This window comes from Blastopirellula sediminis (assembly GCF_020966755.1).
GTDB lineage: Bacteria > Planctomycetota > Planctomycetia > Pirellulales > Pirellulaceae > Blastopirellula > Blastopirellula sediminis.
Genome location: NZ_JAJKFT010000003.1, coordinates 1 through 2742, shown reverse-complemented (window position 1 = coordinate 2742; position 2742 = coordinate 1). Strand labels below are relative to the sequence as shown.

Below are 2742 nucleotides of genomic sequence, written 5' to 3'. Positions count from 1 at the left end.
GCGGAACTGACAGTTCGGTATGGCCCGGAGGTACTGCGTGCGCTGGACAACGTCCCCTCGCCGAACAAGATCGTCCAGGCTTTGAATCAACTGCCCGACGCAGACGTCCAGTTGGCCGCGTCGCGGCTGGCCGCTGGAGCTCGGGGGAGGGAGCTGGCCGCGGCGACGGAAGAACTTGGCGTCGAAGTCCTGAAGAGCGAAATCAAGCATCCTGGCGTTGGACTCGAAATTTTGCGGACTTGGCCAGGGCAGGGCGCCGCGCTCTGTCGCGGTTTGCAGCAGGAAGAGGCGATCGCTCTGGGAAAGTACCTGGATGATCTCGCGGAGATCCCACTTGCCCAGCGAAACGAACTGCAGCAGGTCGTTGCCGCCGATCCGCGGCGGTTCTTCGCCTGGCTGGGAAACTTCATTGAGAAGAACCCAGGCAAGACGATTGGATCCGCGACCTTCTTGGCTCTGTTTCTACCGAATTCCGATCGCATTCTCGGCGGCGATGAGATCGCATTTGACGAAGCAGGCGTTCCCACCCTGATGTCCAAGTCAGGTTTACTGTCACTGCCGACAAAGCAGTTGACCGACACGCTCCAGGGGAAGCTGGCTTGGTTGTTGGCTGGCAGCGTGGCGCTTTTTCTGATCTGGCTCTGCCGTTTTCTCGGGCTGCATTGCGGCTGGAGAATGCGACGAAGTCGGCGGCGTCGATCGCGATAAATTCTGGACGATTTCGTGTCATAACAGGTAGTGGAGGGAATTAGCAGTACGCGGCGTTCATGCAGGTGCTGCGAGATCTCCAGTAGGTGGTATTTCGGCCCCGAGGCGCCAGTCGCGCGTCTCGGGGCTCTTTTGTTTCTTGAAGGAGTACGTATGTCTCACATAGTTCACATTCATACGGAAGTGCGGGATGTCGAGGCGATTCGCCTGGCGACGCACCGACTGAAATTACCGGAGCCCATTTTCGGCGAGGTGCGCCTTTACAGCGCAACAAAGACCGGCTGGGCGGTTCAACTTCCCGATTGGCGGTATCCCGTGGTGGCCGACGTCACTACCGGCCGGATCGAGTTTGACAATTTTCAAGGGCGTTTGGGTAAGCAGGCTGAACTCGATCGGTTCCTGCAGGGGTACGCGGTCGAAAAGGCGAAACTGGAAGCCCGCAAAGCGGGGCACGCGGTTCACGAACAGCTGCTGGCCGACGGCGGAATCAAGCTGACCATTCAAGCGGGAGGGGCCCAGTGAAAACAATCGTAGTCCTCGTCGCCGCAGATGGTACGTCGCGCGTCGAAACGCATGGTTTTGTCGGCGACGAATGTCGCATCGCGAGCCGGTTCCTGGAGAAGGCTCTTGGACGAACGACATCCGAAGAACTGACTGCTGAATTTCATCAGGTCAGTACCCAGGAAAACGCCCATCTCTACCAAGGCGAATAACGCTCACGCCAAGATCACGGCGAAGCGAAATCTGTTTTCAAAATTCTAAGACGAGGAATCTCATGAGGTTAACTCAACAATTGTCGGAGATGGTACGCGCGTGCTGCGCCGGCATTTGGATTCGGAGCGACGAGCATGACGACGCGATCCAGGAAATTGCTCAACTCTGTCGCGCGGAAGCGTGGAAGTTGGCGACCTGGGACATCGAACGGGGACTTCGCTGTGCTGGTGAGTCGAACGCGGAAAGCCAGTTTTCCGCTCAAGATCCGCTAGCGGCGATTCGGTCGCTGAGTGCGTTGGCAGACGGCGAGCGACCGACGCTGTTGGTCCTGGCGAACTTTCATCGCTTTCTCGGCTCGGTGGAAGTGGTTCAATCGATCGCGCGGCAAGTCCAAGAGGGAAAGAATCGCCGCGCATTCGTTGTCATCCTTTCCCCCACATATCAGGTTCCGATTGAGCTGGAGCGGCTCTTCGTGGAACTGCCGCATCCGCTCCCCGATCGCCAGCAACTGGAGGAGATCGCCGCGGCGATTGGCACCGAACCAGGAGAAATGCCCGAAGGTGAAACGCTGCAACGCACCTTGGATGCCGCGAGCGGCTTGACCCGCTTTGAAGCGGAGGGCGCCTTCAGTTTGGCGCTCGTTCGTCATGGTCGGATCGAACCGTCCGTCGTTTGGCGACTGAAGGCGCAGACGCTGCTCAAGAATGGCCTCTTGAAGCTGCACCGTGGCGGCGAGGCGTTCGCGGAACTAGGAGGACTGACGGCGTTAAAGCAGTTCTGTCTGCGCGCACTTCGGAATCGCTCCGCAGGCGTTTCCGCTGCGATGCCAAAAGGCATCTTGTTGCTGGGCGTACCGGGAACGGGGAAGAGCGCCTTCGCCAAAGCGCTGGGGAACGAAGTCGGACGGCCGACGATTTCACTCGATATCGGCGCATTGATGGGGGGAATTGTCGGACAGACCGAGGAGCGAACCCGCCGAGCCTTGGAGACGATCGACGCCATGCAACCGTCTGTGGTTTATGTCGACGAATTTGAGAAAGGGCTGAGCGGCGTCGCCGGTTCAGGTCAGTCGGACAGCGGCGTTTCGTCACGAATGTTTGGAACGCTGTTGTCGTGGCTGAACGATCGAACGAGCGATACGTTTGTCGTTTTGACGGCGAATGACATTTCCAAGCTGCCGCCGGAGTTTGCCCGGGCCGAGCGTTTCGACGCCGTTTTCTTTCTCGATCTGCCAGGGAGAGAGCAAAAGGACGCTATCTGGCGGATGCATTTGGCGGCGTTCGGACTGGACGTCGACCAGGCCTTTCCCGCGGACAAGTC

The 2742-nt window shown here is 58.8% G+C and carries 4 protein-coding genes; all 4 read left to right on the top strand.

Going from position 1 to position 2742, the window contains the following annotated elements; genetic code table 11:
* Positions 1-708 (top strand): hypothetical protein (locus LOC68_RS03795; RefSeq protein WP_230215943.1); only part of this gene is annotated, 708 nt, incomplete at its 5' end.
* A 153-nt stretch (positions 709-861) separates the two neighbouring features.
* Positions 862-1230: a DUF1257 domain-containing protein gene (locus tag LOC68_RS03790; protein ID WP_230215941.1), complete on the top strand. Its 369-nt coding sequence runs from the start codon at positions 862-864 to the stop codon at positions 1228-1230.
* Complete coding sequence (locus LOC68_RS03785; RefSeq protein ID WP_230215939.1) at positions 1227-1421, top strand: DUF2997 domain-containing protein; 195 nt, start codon at positions 1227-1229, stop codon at positions 1419-1421. Before LOC68_RS03790 ends, LOC68_RS03785 begins: the two co-directional genes overlap by 4 nt.
* Positions 1422-1483: 62 nt before the next feature.
* Positions 1484-2742 (top strand): AAA family ATPase (locus LOC68_RS03780; protein WP_230215937.1); only part of this gene is annotated, 1259 nt, incomplete at its 3' end.